Annotated in this window: 14 protein-coding genes and 1 tRNA gene; 5 read left to right on the forward strand and 10 right to left on the reverse strand. The window is 65.3% G+C overall.

The window, feature by feature from the left end:
• Window positions 1–116 precede the first annotated feature (116 nt).
• Window positions 117–851, forward strand: a complete 735-nt coding sequence (locus tag IEV93_RS06740) for a GAF and ANTAR domain-containing protein (protein ID WP_188488112.1) — start codon at window positions 117–119, stop codon at window positions 849–851.
• A gap of 3 nt (window positions 852–854) precedes the next feature.
• On the opposite strand, the gene glfT1 is transcribed toward IEV93_RS06740, so the two are convergent.
• Genes glfT1 through IEV93_RS06760 form a run of 4 tightly spaced genes read right to left on the reverse strand, consistent with a single transcriptional unit; the run spans window position 855 to window position 4,126 of the window.
• On the reverse strand, window positions 855–1,757 hold the full coding sequence (gene glfT1, locus IEV93_RS06745; RefSeq protein ID WP_188488114.1) for a galactofuranosyltransferase GlfT1: 903 nt from the start codon (window positions 1,755–1,757) through the stop codon (window positions 855–857).
• A gap of 6 nt (window positions 1,758–1,763) precedes the next feature.
• Window positions 1,764–2,630 (reverse strand): galactan export ABC transporter ATP-binding subunit Wzt/RfbE, encoded by an 867-nt coding sequence (gene wzt, locus IEV93_RS06750; protein WP_188488116.1) that lies wholly within the window; start codon window positions 2,628–2,630, stop codon window positions 1,764–1,766.
• Window positions 2,631–2,643: 13 nt separating this feature from the next.
• Window positions 2,644–3,507 (reverse strand): galactan export ABC transporter permease subunit Wzm/RfbD, encoded by an 864-nt coding sequence (gene wzm / locus IEV93_RS06755; RefSeq protein WP_188488118.1) that lies wholly within the window; start codon window positions 3,505–3,507, stop codon window positions 2,644–2,646.
• 49 nt (window positions 3,508–3,556) lie between these two features.
• Complete coding sequence (locus tag IEV93_RS06760) at window positions 3,557–4,126, reverse strand: bacterial proteasome activator family protein (protein ID WP_188488120.1); 570 nt, start codon at window positions 4,124–4,126, stop codon at window positions 3,557–3,559.
• A gap of 141 nt (window positions 4,127–4,267) precedes the next feature.
• Between IEV93_RS06760 and IEV93_RS06765 the strand changes: the two genes are divergently transcribed.
• On the forward strand, window positions 4,268–5,464 hold the full coding sequence (locus IEV93_RS06765; RefSeq protein WP_188488122.1) for a cysteine desulfurase-like protein: 1,197 nt from the start codon (window positions 4,268–4,270) through the stop codon (window positions 5,462–5,464).
• Window positions 5,465–5,558: 94 nt separating this feature from the next.
• On the opposite strand, the gene IEV93_RS06770 is transcribed toward IEV93_RS06765, so the two are convergent.
• The gene (locus IEV93_RS06770) at window positions 5,559–6,536 is read right to left on the reverse strand and encodes an NAD(P)H-quinone oxidoreductase (RefSeq protein ID WP_188490422.1); all 978 of its coding nucleotides are present in this window, start codon (window positions 6,534–6,536) and stop codon (window positions 5,559–5,561) included.
• Window positions 6,537–6,718: 182 nt separating this feature from the next.
• Between IEV93_RS06770 and IEV93_RS06775 the strand changes: the two genes are divergently transcribed.
• Both IEV93_RS06775 and IEV93_RS06780 read left to right on the forward strand, forming a co-directional pair.
• Window positions 6,719–7,234: a MarR family winged helix-turn-helix transcriptional regulator gene (locus IEV93_RS06775; protein WP_229704936.1), complete on the forward strand. Its 516-nt coding sequence runs from the start codon at window positions 6,719–6,721 to the stop codon at window positions 7,232–7,234.
• 8 nt (window positions 7,235–7,242) lie between these two features.
• Window positions 7,243–7,330: transfer RNA gene (locus IEV93_RS06780), tRNA-Ser, on the forward strand.
• A gap of 432 nt (window positions 7,331–7,762) precedes the next feature.
• Here IEV93_RS06780 and IEV93_RS06785 read toward each other — a convergent pair.
• Window positions 7,763–8,689: a hypothetical protein gene (locus IEV93_RS06785; protein ID WP_188488126.1), complete on the reverse strand. Its 927-nt coding sequence runs from the start codon at window positions 8,687–8,689 to the stop codon at window positions 7,763–7,765.
• A gap of 392 nt (window positions 8,690–9,081) precedes the next feature.
• Between IEV93_RS06785 and IEV93_RS06790 the strand changes: the two genes are divergently transcribed.
• A complete protein-coding gene (locus IEV93_RS06790; protein ID WP_188488128.1) occupies window positions 9,082–9,948 on the forward strand; it encodes a hypothetical protein in 867 nt (288 codons plus the stop codon).
• A gap of 697 nt (window positions 9,949–10,645) precedes the next feature.
• On the opposite strand, the gene IEV93_RS06795 is transcribed toward IEV93_RS06790, so the two are convergent.
• The 4 genes from IEV93_RS06795 to IEV93_RS06810 form a co-directional block, all read right to left on the reverse strand.
• The gene (locus tag IEV93_RS06795) at window positions 10,646–11,359 is read right to left on the reverse strand and encodes a CPBP family intramembrane glutamic endopeptidase (protein ID WP_371873833.1); all 714 of its coding nucleotides are present in this window, start codon (window positions 11,357–11,359) and stop codon (window positions 10,646–10,648) included.
• Window positions 11,360–11,372: 13 nt separating this feature from the next.
• Window positions 11,373–12,533 (reverse strand): NAD(P)H-binding protein, encoded by a 1,161-nt coding sequence (locus IEV93_RS06800; RefSeq protein ID WP_188488132.1) that lies wholly within the window; start codon window positions 12,531–12,533, stop codon window positions 11,373–11,375.
• 85 nt (window positions 12,534–12,618) lie between these two features.
• The gene (locus IEV93_RS06805) at window positions 12,619–13,671 is read right to left on the reverse strand and encodes a magnesium transporter CorA family protein (RefSeq protein WP_188488134.1); all 1,053 of its coding nucleotides are present in this window, start codon (window positions 13,669–13,671) and stop codon (window positions 12,619–12,621) included.
• A gap of 30 nt (window positions 13,672–13,701) precedes the next feature.
• The gene (locus IEV93_RS06810) at window positions 13,702–14,817 is read right to left on the reverse strand and encodes a D-alanine--D-alanine ligase family protein (protein ID WP_188488136.1); all 1,116 of its coding nucleotides are present in this window, start codon (window positions 14,815–14,817) and stop codon (window positions 13,702–13,704) included.
• Between the last annotated feature and the right edge of the window lie 14 nt (window positions 14,818–14,831).

The raw sequence follows: 14,831 nt of genomic DNA on the forward strand, positions 1-14,831 counted from the left end.
ATCTTCAACGAAACTGTCTGTCACCAGCGGAGTCGGACATGGCCCAAGGGCCCGGCCCGGCCTCCCCGATCGCTATAGAATTGCGACGGTAACCGGACATGTAGGAGTGTGGGACCGTGGTCGAACGCGGCAACGAATTGTTCAGAGCTGTTGCGGCACAAGTGGCGAAACTGCAAGACGCCGAAGTCTCGGACGACGACGTGGAGAAGCTGCTGTTGTCGCTCACCGGGGGCGCGGTGGCGGCGATACCGGACGCGCGTCATGCGAGCATCACCGTGGTCGAGCGCGGTGAGGTCGTGACGATCGCTTCCACCGACCCGGTGGCCGAGCGAGTCGACGAGCTGCAGACCAAACACGACATCGGTCCGTGTCTCGACGCAGCCTGGGAACAGCATCCTGTTCTGATCGAGGACTACACGACCGACGAGCGCTGGCCGCGGTTCATCGAGGACGTCGTCGCCCAGACAGCGGTGCGGTCGAGCCTGTCTTTCCAGCTGCACCGCGACGAGACCAGCATGAGCGCGTTCAACATTCATGCCGACAGCGTTCATGCTTTCGACGCCGAGGCGCAGAGGGTGGGCAGCGTATTCGCGGCGAACACCGCTCTCGCGCTGCACAGCCAGACCTGGTCGCACCAGTTCGACGAGGCCCTGGCGTCGCGGGACGACATCGGGCAGGCCAAAGGGATCCTGATGGAGCGCTACACGGTCGACGCCGACCAGGCGTTCGCCATGCTCAAGCAGATCTCGCAGACCAGTAACACGAAACTGGTCGAACTGGCCCGACGCCTCATCGACATCGACCACCCGTCGCACGACCAGCGCGGCGACGGCACCGACAGCGCCCGCTGATCCCTACGGACGCTTGAAGTGCTCGCGTCGACCCTCGCCGCGCAGGCGGACCCACTCGCGGAAGCCGGCGACGTCGCGGCGGTGGATCAGGAAATACCACCCGAACCGCGCCCACTCCTGCGGGATCAGTTTGCGCAGACCGGGCTGGTGCAGCAGGTAGCCGCGGTTGCGATAGGTGAAGTAGCGCTTGGTCGTGTCGTCGGGGTACTGCGTGTGCATGCGTCCACCGAGGATGGGATGGAACTCTGCGGTCCCGTCCGGATGCAGGTACGCGGTGATCAGGCAGGTGCCGAAGCGCATCCCCGAACGGGCCAGCCGCCGGTGCATCTCGACCTCGTCGCCGCGCACGAACAGCCGCAGGTCGGGGACACCGACCGCGTCGATCGCACGCGAGGAGAACAGCGCGCCGTTCATCAGCGAGGCGATCCCGTCCAGGACCTCCTCGGTCTCGCTGCTGTCGACGAACAGCTCGGATCGCTTGCGCCGCCAGACGACTCCGCGTCGCAATGGGAACGCAAGGGTGTCGGGGTCGTCGATGTTGCAGACCACCGGCGACAGCTCGTCGTAGGCGCCCTCGGTCGCACACCGCAGCAGCGTCGCCAGCACCTCCGGGCCCTCCGGACGTCCGTCGTCGTCGGCGCACCAGACCCAGTCGGCGCCGAGGGCAAGGGCGTGTAGCATCCCGAGGGCGAATCCGCCTGCGCCGCCCAGGTTGTGGGCCGAGGGGATGTAGGTGCTCGGGACCGGCTGCTGTGCAACCAGATCGGCGACCTCGGTCTGGCTACCGTTGTCGATGACCACGAGGTGGTCGATCGGTCGGCTCTGGGCGGTCAGCACGGCCAACGACTGGGCGAGGAGTGCCGCGCGACGGTAGGTGACCACCACCGCGATGACCCGTTCGGTCACGCCGCCTCAGCCGTTCTGCGCGGCGTTGTCGGGATCGGGTGTCGCTGCTGTGTCGGAGGCGGCGGTGGCGCGCGCCTTGTCATCTCGATCGACCTCGGCGAGAACCTCGCGGACGTGGCGGGCGGCGTCCGGGCCCTCGTAGGCGCCGACCACCTCCTCGATACCGCCGTCCATCCGGATCTGGCCGTGGTCGACCCACAGCGCGCGGTCACACAGCTGGGCGAGGAACTCGTTGGAATGGCTGGCGAACACCAGGATTCCCGAGCGCTTGACCAGGTCCTGCAGTCGGATACGCGCCTTGCGCATGAAGTCGGCGTCGACCGCGCCGATGCCCTCGTCGAGGATGAGGATCTCGGGGTCGATGCTGGTGACCACGCCCAGCGAGACGCGCACGCGCATGCCGGTGGAGTAGGTGCGCAGCGGCATCTTGAGATAGTCGCCGAGTTCGGTGAACTCCGCGATCTCGTCGGTCTTCTTGAGCATCTCGCGCCGACTCATGCCGAGAAACATGCCGCGGATGATGATGTTCTCGTAACCGGAGATCTCCGGGTCCATGCCGACGCCGAGGTCGAACACCGGCGCGACGCGACCCTGGATCTTGCAGGCGCCGCGGGTCGGTTCGTAGATGCCCGACAGCAACCGCAGCAGCGTCGACTTGCCGGCGCCGTTGTGGCCGACGAGTCCGATCCGGTCGCCGTGCGACAGATGCAGGTTGATGTTCTTGAGTGCTTCGACGACCACGACATTCGACTCGTTGGAGCCGATCACGCCGCCGGCGCGACCGAGCACCGACTTCTTGAACGAGCGGGTCTTGGCGTCGAAGATGGGGAAGTCGACCCCGGCGTCCCAGGTGTCCAACCGAACTGTGCTCATTGCGGGAGACCTCTCAGACCCAGTAGGCCACGCGGGCCCGGAAGTTGCGCAGGACGGCCAGCGCCGCGAGCCAGCCGAGCGCGGTGCAGCCGATCACGATGTACCAGTGATACGCCTCGACGTGCTCGCCGACGAGTGGGCCGCGGGAGATCTCGAGGTAGTGGAACATCGGATTCAGCTCGACGAGCTTGAGGCGGCTCGAGTTCTGGGCGTTCTGGCCGAGGTTGTCGGTCGTCCAGATGATCGGCGTCATGAAGAACACCAGCTGGACCACGGTCGCCAGCAGCTGACCGATGTCGCGGAAGCGCGTCGAGAGTATGCCGAAGACGATGGTCACCCAGATCGCGTTGAGCGCGAACAGGAACAGCGCCGGGATGATCAGCAGGATCGTCCAGTTGACCGGCTGCGGGAACACCGCCATGACCACGGCGTAGATGACGATGTTGTGGGCGAAGATGATCGACTGTCGCCACACGAGCCGGTAGACGTGCACGCTCAGCGGCGACGGGATCTGCTTGAGCAGGCCCTCGTTGCTGGAGAACACCACCGATCCCTCGAGGATCGACTGGGAGATGAAGTTCCAGAAGATCAGTCCGAGGGTGACGTGCGGCAGGAATGTCTTGATGTCGATGCCGAACAACTCGCCGTAGAGAAGGCCCATGGCGACGGCGGTGACACCGGTTGCGACCGTGATCCACAGCGGACCGAGCAGCGAGCGACGGTAGCGCTGCTTGATGTCCTGCCAGCCGAGCAGCGCCCACAGCTCACGCTGGGCGAAGCCGACACGCAGATCGGTCAGGGCTCGTCGCAGCGTCCGCGAGTCCGAGGCTTGCGGTCGCAGCGGTGCGACGTCGTCGTCATGCAGAACGGTGGACACGGTGGTTGAGCCTACCGGCCGCGCCCATCCGACCGGGTCATGCGGCAGGTCAGAGGTACTGACCGGTGCCGGGGACCCCGTGCCCGGAGCCCGCCGCGCCGCCGGCCGACGGCGGCAACGCGCCCTGGCGCATTTGCTCGAGCTGCGACCGCGCCGCCATCTGCTGGGCGAACAGTGCCGTCTGGATGCCGTGGAAGAGGCCCTCCAGCCATCCGACGAGCTGGGCCTGCGCGATGCGCAGTTCCGCGTCGGACGGGGTGGAGTCGTCGGTGAAGGGCAGCGCCAGCCGCTCGAGCTCCTCGCGCAGCTCCGGTGCGAGACCGCCCTCGAGCTCGCGGATGGACGACTGGTGGATCTCCTTGAGCCGATTGCGGCTGGCGTCGTCGAGAGGAGCGGCTCGCACCTCCTCCAACAGCTGCTTGATCATGGTGCCGATGCGCATGACCTTGGCCGGCTGCTCCACCATGTCGCTGAGACCGCCCGACTTGTCGCCCTCGGCGTCCGACGATCCGGTGGGCCCCATGACGACGATGCCGTCGTCACCGGAGCCGCTTCCGGCCAGGCCGGAACCTCCGGTCTGGTCGCGCTCGGCTGCGGATCCAAATGCTCCCGATGTCATGGCTTCCATTGTGCGACATCCGTCCGACTCGGTCGGCCCCCACACCCGGTGACCTGGGACAGATGTGTTCAGTACCCATGTCGTGAGCCATCCTGACGAGGGGGTATGGCTCACCTCACCCGACCGTCTATCGTGTCTGCCATGACCTACGACGTCGCCCGGGTGCGCGGATTGTTTCCGTCACTCGGCGACGGCTGGATTCACCTCGATCCGCAGGTCGGGATGCAGATCCCCGACTCCGTCGCCTCCACGGTGTCCAAGGCGTTCCGGGCGCTCGTCTCGGGCCCCGGAGGCGTCTATCCCGCGGCGCGTCAGTCGCGCGCGATCGTCGACGCCGCCCGGCTCGCGGTCGCCGATCTGGTGGGGGGCGATCCCCGCGGGGTCGTCCTCGGACCGAGTCGCGGGCTGCTGCTCAACATCCTCGCCGAGGCTCTGAACACCCGGGTCTGGCTGGGGTCGCAGGTGGTGGTCAGTCGTCTCGACGACGAGGCCAACCTGGTGCCGTGGTTACGGGCCGCCGACCGCTACGGCGGCAAGGTCGTCTGGGCCGAGGTGGACATCGAGAACGGCGCGCTGCCGCCGTGGCAGTACGGCGATCTGATCGTCGACGCGACCAGCGTCGTGGCGATGACCCTCGCCTCGTCGACCCTCGGGACCGTCACCGACGTACGCGCGGTCGCCGAGGTGATCCACGCGGTCGACGGGTTGCTGGTGGTCGACGCGACCAACGCGGCGCCGTACATGTCCCTCGACATCGACGAACTGCAGGCCGACGTCATGGTGGTCTCCGCCGAACGCTGGGGCGGACCGCAGACGGCCGCACTGGTGTTCCGCGATCCCGACTATCTCTCGCGGGTACGTCCGGTGAGCCTGTCCCCGAACGCCGAGGGGCCGGAACGACTCGAGGTCGAGGGACATCAGTACGCCATGCTCGCGGGCCTGGTGGCGTCGGTCGAACACCTCGCGTCCCTCGACGAGGCCGCCGAGGGCACCCGTCGCGAGCGCCTGGTGACGTCGATGACGAGCCTGTCGCACTACCTGCAGAGGTTGCTGTCCTACCTGATCAACTCGCTCGACCAGCTCAACACGGTCCGTGTCCTGGGTACCGCCGACGCCCGCGTGCCGACGGTCAGCTTCACCGTCGCCGGGGTCACCGCCGACAAGGTGGTGCGACGTCTCGCCGACAACGGCATCTGCGCGTTGGCGGACGTGTCCAATCGTGCGTTGAGCGGGATCGGGGTCGACGACGTCGGCGGAGCGGTCACCATCGGCCTCGGTCAGTACTCCACGCCGTACGAGGTCGACCAGCTCGTGCGGTGCCTCGGTTCCCTCGGCTGACCGCCTACCGTGCCGTAACGACCCGCCGAACGTGCCGTAACCACGCACCGACCGTGCCGTAACCACGCACCGAACGGGCCGAGACGGCGCCGGATCAGAGCGTGAGCAGGACCTTGCCGATCGCCGCGCTATCCTCGAGGTGCTGGTGCGCCTGGCGGGCCTGCTCGAGCGGGTAGGTGCGGTCGATGATCGGCCGGACGCGGCCGGCCTCGACCAAGGGCCAGGTGTGGTCCCGGACCCCGGCGATGACCGCCGACTTCCCGATGGGGCCGTCGACCGGCCGTCCCCGCAGGTTGGTGGCCATCACCGAGCCGCGCTTCTTGAGCAACGCGCCGATGTTCAGCTCCGCGCTGGCACCGCCCTGCATCCCGATGATGACCAGACGTCCACTGTCGGCGAGCGCGGAGACGTTGCGCTCCAGATATTTCGCTCCCATGATGTCGAGGATCACGTCGGCCCCGCCCAGGTCACCGACCACGTCGACGAAGTCCTGGTCGTTGTAATCGATGGTCGTGGTGGCCCCGAGGTCGGCGCAGAAGTCGAGCTTGCGCTTCGAGCCCGCGGTCACCGCGATTCGTGCTCCGAGCGCGTGTGTGAGCTGGATGGCGTGGGTGCCGATGCCGCTGGCGCCGCCGTGCAGCAGCACCAGTTCGTCGGGCTGGAGACCGGCGGCCATGAACAGGTTCGAGTAGACCGTCGCCGCGACCTCGGGCAGTCCCGCGGCCTCGACGAGGTCGACCCCCTTCGGCTTGGGCAGGACCTGGCCTGCGGGAGTGGCGACGTACTCCGCGTATCCGCCGCCTGCCAGCAGCGCACAGACCTCGTCACCGACGGTGAAGCCCTCGACGCCATCGCCCAGTTCGGCGATGGTCCCCGACACCTCCATCCCCAGGATCTCGCTCGCACCGGGCGGCGGTGGGTAGAGGCCCTGGCGTTGCATCAGGTCGGCGCGGTTCACGCCGGCCGCGGCCACCGCGATGAGTACCTCGCCGGCTGCCGGCCTCGGCCGCTCGGCGTGATCGGTCTCGAGCGTGGCCGACGAACCCGACCCCTGGATGTTGATGATGCGCATGGAAGTCACCCGTCCATCTCTACCCGCGTAGTCGCACCGAAGAAACGCACGGGCGGAATCGTGCGATGTGACGTGCACAACGTGTGCATTCGGTCGTTCGCACGACTGCCGAATGGACGCTTGTCCACGTAGGGTTTGTGAACACCGGTTCGGGCCGGTCGGGGAGTGCAGGGAGTTCTGTGGTGAGTGTGAACGGTCAGCCTGTCGGCTCCGTCGAGGGTTCCTCGGAGTCGGACACGTCGGTCGCGGACTGGCTCTCCGCGACCGAGCAGGCGGCATGGCGGTCGTTCGTCGACGGCTCCCACGAACTCATCGGAGCCCTCGACCGCGCTCTCAACGCTGACGCCGGCCTCAGCTTCGAGGAGTACCGGATCCTGGTGATTCTGTCGGAGAACGACACCCTGCGGATGTCGGACCTCTCACGCGGCGGGCTGGCCTCGCGTAGCACGGTGTCGAGACAGGTGTCGCGGCTCGTCGAGCGTGGCGACGTCGAGCGTCTCCCGGATGTCAACGACGCCCGCAACCGCCTGGTCCGTATCAGCGAGCTCGGCCGCGAGCGCCTGCACGAGGCCGCGAAAGACCATGTGCGCCTTGTCCGTCGGTACATGTTCGATCATCTGGCGCCGGAGCAGGTGGTCGAGATGACCCGCATCCTCACCACGGTCCGAAACACCATCGACGAGCCTGACGTACGCTGATCCCGCTGGGAAGTGTGGCAGAGCGGCCGAATGCACTCGCCTTGAAAGCGAGCGTGGGTGAAACCACCGGGGGTTCAAATCCCTCCACTTCCGCCATGACCGCCTTACTTGAACCCGAGGGGCTCTGACCCCAAGGGAGTGCGAGTAGCCAGTCAAAGTGGTACAACGCCCTGTGTCTGCGTAGCGGTTTCATTACGTCGGCGTGGGCTGCTGTTTCCGTCTACGAAAGACGACTGCGTGCCCGCGGATGCTGATACTGCCTCAAGTATTCCTCGGACCGGTTTGGGGCGATGCCGTCCTGGCACGAGTCAAGCCGCGTACGGTGCCGGCGCTGTGAAGTTGTGAGAAGAAACTGCGTGACCTGGGGTCGAGTGCTTCGATATCGCGGGCCAGTGTCGTAGCCTGGAGCAAGATTCAGCTCAACTGATTCGGCGTCTTAAGGCATGGGTCAAAACTTGCAGAGTGCTGCCGACGGGCTAAGCAGTCACGTTCCATGCGCGAATCGACTCAGGCTGTTGGTAATAGCTATCACGCGGTGAAACCGAAACCGGGGAACCCCCCGCTACCCGTCTCCAGGTAGTACATAATCTGATTCTTTCTATCGTGGATGGGTGTAGCGAGATATCTCTCACTGATCCGGATAGCCATCTGATTTTGAACAGCACTGAAACCGGGAACTGCTTCCACTAAGCTGGCCACGGTGTTACCTACGATGTATGCCGGAAGCAGAACGCTGCCAACTGATTTTGTTTCGACCTCCTCGCGGAGATCTGATGTATGCGCGAGTCTCAGCGTGAAGCCTTCGATCATTGAACTCATTATTGCTGGTATCAGCCGATAATTTCCCTCGTACTCTTTGCGGAGTCTAATGCCAAACGTCTGAAAGACAAACGAGACAAAAACAGATATCCGACCTAGTACAACAGACTCATTGTCTTCGAGTTCATCTAAAGCCTCCCGGGAAACCTGCTCGTCGGACGAATATAACAGTGATGTAAAACTCACATAGCTTCGCCATTCGACACTGTCGCTTATGCGGCGGATATCTCGATCAACGCCCACCATGACGCTGTCGCGAAGAAGGTCCAGCCTCCCCTCTTCCGACTCAAGCTCGTTCTTGCGAGTAGCTACAAGATTGAAAGCCGCATCGACCGACTCATCCGAGAGGACCGCGGATCTGATCCAACTAGTCCGCGCCAGTTCTAAAATTAAATCACGAGTAAACTCTTTCTTGCTGTCCCATCGGCGATAGGCGGTGCTGCGGGAAACCCGTGCCGCTCGGATCGTGTCTTCGAAACCCTGTTGGGTTAGTCCTACTTCCAGTCCAGCGTCGTGGACTGCGTCGACCGCGGCTTTGATGATGACGTCGGAAGGTTTGTCCGGTTGCGCCCGTCCTGCGTGTCGATCGCCACCCCTTCCAGTGTTGTGCTGTCCGGGTTTTTCACTCTTCGCCATGTTCTGACAACTCCTGTCCTGACACATCTGATCTCAAGTGATCGGACCGAACGCTTGACCGACGCATCTCACTGGATCAGACTAGGGCAGACAAGGCATGCGCAACAGTGGCTGTCCGTCGGACGGAAGCTGTGGTCCGCAGGCCGCCAGCAGAGACAGGGGGCGGGGTCATGACCGACCGTCAATGCACGATCGTGGTTCACGGCACCGGAGGCCTGCCTTTAGGTCTACTTTGTCGCCAACTCGGAGAGGCCAGCCACCCATACACCCTCGTTGGTCGGCTGAACCCAGATGATGAGAGACGCCGTGCCGTAGTAAAGGCGCTTCGAGGATGCGGCGGATTCCTCTCAGGGGAGCATGTTGAGTCGGCACAGTACGTGAGCGTCCCGCGGATGATCGTCACAGGCGACGGGGACGGCGAACAGCAACTCGCAGCACTGTTGCGCCAGCCTGGCGATGTCCTGTACTTGCACTCAGTTCGCCAGGGTCAAGCAGGGATTGTTGAAGGTGTCGTGGCCGCCATTGCTGATCGACGCAGGATGTTGGTTCCGGGAGTCCTGTACTTGATGCCGTGTGAAAACACAGTTGCGTATGAAATTTCCAGGCTGGAATCTCGACTGCGTGGTCCAGGGTTCACGTATATGCCTGCGATGGTTGACCGGATTTGTTCTAACGTCGGCATCACGCGGGCCGGAACGCCGTTCGTAACCGCAGAGGAAGAGTACGAGTGGGCGGCCCAGATCGACGAGACCGGTGGCGACGCGCACGACGCCATCAGGCACTTGGCTTCCACGATCGGCCTCAAGGTCGTGCCTGATATCAGGCCCATCAAATTTAGAAAACTACTTCTCATGAACGGTTCGCAGCTGGGCTATAGCGTACTCGCTCACAAGAGGGGGCATGATTACCTCTCCGAATATCACAGCGCCAGGCCGCGCGCGTTGAAGGTCCTTATGCAGGATTTGTTGTCTGCGGTTGAGAACTCGCAATTCGAATATGACGACGAACTCAAGCAAAAGTTTGACTGGTATTACGATCGAATCCTGGCGAGTATGTCGACCGGCGCAGACGGCAAGGGTGACACAACTGCTCGGATGATGAGCAAGGCGTCGACGGAGTCGGCAGGCGACTATCTGCGGGATGTGGCCGACAAGCTCGGTGACGCGGTCACGATCCTCCGCACGCGGTACTCGGCCGACGTGGTGGATAAGAAGCTTATTAAGCGGTCCTACGACGCGGCGCGGTCAATCGAATTCTGACGCTGCCTTCGAGTGAAGGTCCTCGACCTGTCGCCCAAGATCCTTCATTCGAGCATCAACTGCCGCCCGCCCAAGCCGAGCAACTCGGCGGTCGAAGTCTTCAGCTTCGGCCATAGACTCTTCATGTTGCACGACCTCCTGCTCTGAAAGGTCTGCGCTGAGGGTGTCCACATTCCGTTCATACGTGCGGTGCACCATATTAGTTGCCTCCACTTACCTTTTGGTGCCAGTCAACCTTGAGACACCAGATGATGGGGTCGAGGTGGACGACCGGCCACGCATCTTCCGATACGACGATCAGTACACCGTACATCGGGCTTCATTACACGACTGTGAGGAGATCTGGCCTAGGCGCCACGCACACGGACACGGCGTGTGACCCATGTGGTGTTTGTGGCTCTTGTTACAGAAGCTACTATGCCCGCGAAGGACGAACGCGTCAATCGCTAAACGCGGCTTCAGTCGTCGTCCAAAAAGTCCAGATAAACCGCCCCCAGGCTGCGGATCAGTTAAAACAACCCACACGAACGCGACTCTGCCTGTGCGACACCGGGAGGTCACCACGACCACCGACGACGTCACGTCTTCACCCACGACCGTGGCGTCGGCATCTCAGCCGCGCGTACTCCTATGCGTTGCGGTCGCACGCGCTCCGAGCCGGATCGGCTGTCACTCCTCTCACAGGAAGCGGTGCGCGTCAGACGCCGAACAGCGGCGGCAGCGCCAGCAGGATGATCGCGGTCCAGGCGACGTGGGTCAGCATGGGCGCGAGGACACCGCCGGTCGCACGTCGTTCCAGAGCGCACACGAGTCCGAGCAGGATCGCTGCGAAGCCGAGCATCGGGTTGCCGCTGGCCAGCGTCACGACGATGTAGATGATCGTCGAGTAGACCACCGGGTAGTACTTGCCCAGCGCCGAGTAGAGGGCGCCGCGGAAGAACAGTTCCTCGGCGATGCCGTTGACCAGTGCGATCGCGACGACGAGGGCGAGGTTGCCCGCGGTCGCGTACTCGAAGACGCCGGCGATCAGGTCGCGGATCGGGGGGATCTCGCGGACCACGAGCCCGCCGACGACGAAGAACAGGCCGAGCCCGATCCCCACACCGAGCCCGGTGAGCACCGGTCGGCGTTTGTGTCCGCGCCACGTGACCCGCCCCAGGTGTAGCGGTCGCGACAACGCCGCCCCCACGACCCAGACCGCGGCGAGCGCGAGTGTGTAGACGTAGAAGATCGGGTCGCCCGGCTTCGCCGACAGCGACAGTGCGAGGAACACCGCACCGAACACGAGGAAGACGATCACCACGATCCGGCGGCGTCGCACCACCGACCGCGCCTCGTCGGGATTCGTGGGTCGACGGTCGAGCAGCGCGGTACGCAACTGGTCCCAACCCTCGGTGGCCCTGGTTGTCATCGTGGTCATGGTCTCACCGCCCGACGTGTGACGCGATCTTGTTGGCACGGGACACCGCGAAGTCGACGCCGGTGCGGACGGCCCCCGCGGCGGGACCGACCGACAGCACGAGGCCGGCGCCGAGGCGCTCGAACTCGTTCCATCCACGTGCGGTGATGACGCTGGACCCGACGCGTCGGATCCGCAACCAGTCGCCGCCGGCCCACTCGGGGTCGGAGTCGGCGAGGTGGTGGATGTCGGCGAGCTTGTTCACCGGCAGTGCCGGTCCGGCGTGCAGCGAGGCCTCGACGGCCTGGCGCACGGTGAGCAGACCGCCGGGCGGGTCGGGGACGATCGATCGGATGCGGTCCTCCGACGCGAACATCGGGTAGTCCAGGGACGCGACCAGGTCCCCGGTGAGGTCGGTCGGCACGGGCACCAACCGCCCGCTGACCAGCGACGCCAGCCCGGTGCCCAGGCCGCGCAGCGGCAAGGGGAGCCGGCGACGTCGCGCTGCGGAGAGGTAGGTGAAGAGCAGCTCGCGGTAGCTGGCCTTGTTCGCACCGGCCACGTCGTAGGCGCCCGCCGGGAGCCTGTCGGCATCGGCTGCGGCGACGAGGTAGTACACGACGTCGCGCACGGAGATCGGGTCCATCTTGTTGTCGGCCCAGTGCGGGAGCGGGATGACGGGGAGTCGGTCGGACAGATACCGCACCAGCTCGAACGAGGTCGACCCGGCGCCGACGACGACCGCCGCGCGCAGCCACACGAGCTCGGGTCCGTCCTCGACCTTCAGGTACTCGGCGACCTCCGCGCGGCTCGCGAGGTGCTCGGAGAGCTTCTCGCCCTCGGGGACGAACCCGCCGAGGTAGACGATGCGCGAGACACCGGCGTCCTTGGCCGCCTCGGCGACGTTGCGCGCGGCCGCGTTGTCCTTGTGGCGGAAGTCGGTCTCACCGATGCCGTGCACCAGGTAGTAGACGACGTCGACGTGACCGACGGCGCCGAAGGCGGTGGCCGCGGCGGTGCGGTCGGATGCGTCGAGGGCGACGGGCACCACGTCGTCGTACCACCCGAATGCGGCCAGCCCGTCGGGCTTGCGCGACGCGGCGATGACCTCGTGGCCTTCGGACAGAAGTTCGGTGACCAGACGTGACCCCACGTAGCCGGTGGCACCTGTGACCAGAATTCGCATAACCCCCACCGTACGGAGGGTGACGTGCGGATTCAGTGTGAGATGTGGCTCGTGCGGCCCTGGGAACAACCGCGCCGACGGGCGACTACAGCCAATCCCGCCGCTTGAACAGCAGGTAGAGCACCGTCATCGACACCACCAGCAACGACACGCTGGTGATGAACCCGCCGGTGTGCTCGAAACCGGGGAACGGGACGTTCTGGCCGTAGAAACCGGTGATCGCGGTCGGGACGGCGATGATCGCGGCCCATGCCGTGAGCTGTTTCATCACCGTGTTGAGGCGGGCGTCCTGCAACGAGAGGTTGGTCTCGAACACGGTGGTCACCATGTCGCGCAGCGACTCGGTCCACTCGGTGACCCGCAGGACGTGGTCGTAGAGGTCGGTGAACTCGGGCTCGAGGGTGTCGCCGTGGCCGAGCTCGTGTCGCTTGCGCTGGATCAGCGACACCACCTCGCGCATCGGCAGCACCACGCGGCGCAGCGCGACGAGGTTCTTGCGCAGCGAATAGGTGCGCCGCTGCAGGGCCCGGGAGGCGACCTTCTCGTCGAACAGCAGCTCCTCGAGATCCTCGATGGCGTCGTCGAGCTGCTGGACGGTGTCGAAGTGCCCGTCGACCACCACGTCGAGCAGTCCGTGCAGGAGTGCGCCCACGCCGTAGTCCTGCCCACCGATCTCATCCCACCGGCGCAGCACCTCGTCCATGTCGAAGACGTCGCTGTACTCGCTGTCACCCCGGTCGCCGCCGCCCTCGGTGAGCCGCACGGTGATCAGCGCGTTGTGCACGATGAACAGGGAAATCCGCTCGAACCGGATCCGGGCCGCGGCGGCGTCGACGGCCTCGTCCCCGGTCGTCGCCGTGGGTGCATCGAACGCGACGGCGTAGACCGTGACGAAGGTGTGCTTGGCGTAGGCGGTGGCCTTGACCCGCTCGGAGGCCGCCAACGCGTCCTCGACCGCCCACTTGTTGAGGCTGAGTTCTTCGGCGAGCCGGGTCATCGTGTCGTGCGTCGGGTTGATCAGATCGGCCCAGACGAGGCGGTCCGGGTCGTCGATGCAGTCCGACACCTTCTCGAGCTCGAAGCCGTCGACCGGTTCGCCCTTGTGCCAGATCTGGCCGCGCACGGCCTGGTTGCTCACGACCTCATCGTGCCACCGCCGAGCCGTCGGTCAGCGGTGAGTGGAGAACCCCGAGCGTCGACGGTGTCGCTCGACGGCCAGCCCGACGAGACGATCGATCAGGTCGGTGTACTCGAGGCCGGTCGCCTCCCACATCTTCGGATACATCGACGACGGGGTGAAGCCGGGAATGGTGTTCACCTCGTTGAGCAGCCAGCCGCGGCCGTCCTCCTCGTAGAAGAAGTCGACCCGGGCCATGCCCGAGCACCGCAGCGCGGTGAACGCGCGGCCTGCGAGTTCGCGTACCTCGGCGATGGCGTCGTCGGTGAGTTTCGCCGGGATCGACAGTGCCGCGGTGCCGTTGAGGTACTTGTCCTCGTAGTCGTAGAACTCCGCGCCGGGCAGGATCTCGCCGGGAAGGGAGGTCTCCGGAATCGCGTTGCCGAGCACCGCGACCTCGATCTCGCGACCGACGACGCCCTCCTCGATGACGATCACCTCGTCGTAGGTCAGGGCCAGGTCGATGGCGGCGACGAGTTCGTCGGCGTCGTGGGCCTTGGAGATGCCGACCGACGATCCGAGGTTGGCGGGCTTGACGAACACCGGCAGGCCCAGTTCGGCCAGTACCCGGTCGACGATGTCGGAGCGGGTGCCGATGCCGTCGCGGTACTCCAACCAGCGGCATTGCGGGATCCCGGCCTGGGCCGTGGCGACCTTGGCCATCGCCTTGTCCATGCACAGCGCGGACCCGAGCACTCCGCTGCCGACGTAGGGGATGCCCGCGAGCTCCAACATGCCCTGCACGGTGCCGTCCTCGCCGTGCGGTCCGTGCAGCAGCGGCAGAACCACGATCGGGGCGTCGGAATCGGCGTCCCGGAGCAGCTTCAGTGCCTCGACCTCGGTGCCAGTCGTGCTCAGCGAGGAGGGAAGGGCGTGCGACCCGGTGAGCGCGGCGATGGCGTCGTCGTTGCGGACCCACTGCCCCTCGTGGGTGATGCCGATGGGGACGAGGTCGTACCGGCTGCGGTCGGCCGCGGCCAACACGTGTGCGGCGGAGACGCAGGAGACGTCGTGCTCGGCGGAGACGCCGCCGAACAGGACCACGAGGCGGTGCCGGCCCGGGGTCTCGCCGGGAGAGGAACCGCTCTCGGGGGCGGGAATCAGCATGGACCACACCCTAC

Origin of the sequence: Williamsia phyllosphaerae, from assembly GCF_014635305.1 — a bacterium.
In the GTDB taxonomy this organism is placed as follows: Bacteria; Actinomycetota; Actinomycetes; order Mycobacteriales; family Mycobacteriaceae; genus Williamsia_A; species Williamsia_A phyllosphaerae.

Excerpts from the sequence above, each read along its gene's own strand:
- IEV93_RS06765 (WP_188488122.1), top strand. The coding sequence starts at position 4,268 with ATGACCTACGACGTCGCCCGGGTGCGCGGATTGTTTCCGTCACTCGGC.
- IEV93_RS06770 (WP_188490422.1), bottom strand. The coding sequence starts at position 6,536 with ATGCGCATCATCAACATCCAGGGGTCGGGTTCGTCGGCCACGCTCGAG.
- IEV93_RS06785 (WP_188488126.1), bottom strand. The coding sequence starts at position 8,689 with ATGGCGAAGAGTGAAAAACCCGGACAGCACAACACTGGAAGGGGTGGC.
- wzt (WP_188488116.1), bottom strand. The coding sequence starts at position 2,630 with ATGAGCACAGTTCGGTTGGACACCTGGGACGCCGGGGTCGACTTCCCC.
- IEV93_RS06795 (WP_371873833.1), bottom strand. The coding sequence starts at position 11,359 with ATGACAACCAGGGCCACCGAGGGTTGGGACCAGTTGCGTACCGCGCTG.
- IEV93_RS06810 (WP_188488136.1), bottom strand. The coding sequence starts at position 14,817 with ATGCTGATTCCCGCCCCCGAGAGCGGTTCCTCTCCCGGCGAGACCCCG.
- IEV93_RS06800 (WP_188488132.1), bottom strand. The coding sequence starts at position 12,533 with ATGCGAATTCTGGTCACAGGTGCCACCGGCTACGTGGGGTCACGTCTG.
- IEV93_RS06760 (WP_188488120.1), bottom strand. The coding sequence starts at position 4,126 with ATGACATCGGGAGCATTTGGATCCGCAGCCGAGCGCGACCAGACCGGA.
- IEV93_RS06790 (WP_188488128.1), top strand. The coding sequence starts at position 9,082 with ATGATCGTCACAGGCGACGGGGACGGCGAACAGCAACTCGCAGCACTG.